Here is a 362-nt window from a genome sequence, read left to right as displayed (position 1 = left end):
CGGCATGAAGCCGCGCGACCTGGCGGAAAAACTGATCAACGCCCTGCCGGCCAGCGCCGATATCAGCAAGGTCGAGATCGCAGGCCCTGGCTTCCTCAATTTCTTCCAGAATACCGACGCCCTGGCCAACCGCCTGGACGCTGCCCTGGCCGACGCCCACCTCGGCGCGCGCAAGGCCGGCCCGGCGCAAAAAGTGGTGGTCGACCTGTCGGCCCCCAACCTGGCCAAAGAGATGCACGTCGGCCACCTGCGCTCGACCATCATCGGTGACAGCGTGGCGCGGGTGCTGGAGTTCCTGGGCGACACCGTCATTCGCCAGAACCACGTAGGCGACTGGGGCACCCAGTTCGGCATGTTGATGG

General features: G+C 66.0%; 1 protein-coding gene. It reads left to right on the top strand.

The window, feature by feature from the left end:
* Window positions 1–362: arginine--tRNA ligase domain-containing protein (gene argS / locus QWI16_RS06170; RefSeq protein WP_302711911.1), on the top strand; the 362-nt coding region annotated here is incomplete at both ends.

The sequence above is a fragment of the Gilvimarinus algae genome, assembly GCF_030518215.1.
GTDB lineage: Bacteria > Pseudomonadota > Gammaproteobacteria > Pseudomonadales > Cellvibrionaceae > Gilvimarinus > Gilvimarinus algae.
The sequence above is the reverse complement of the archived record's forward strand: the minus strand, read 5'-3'. Positions and strand labels throughout refer to the sequence as shown.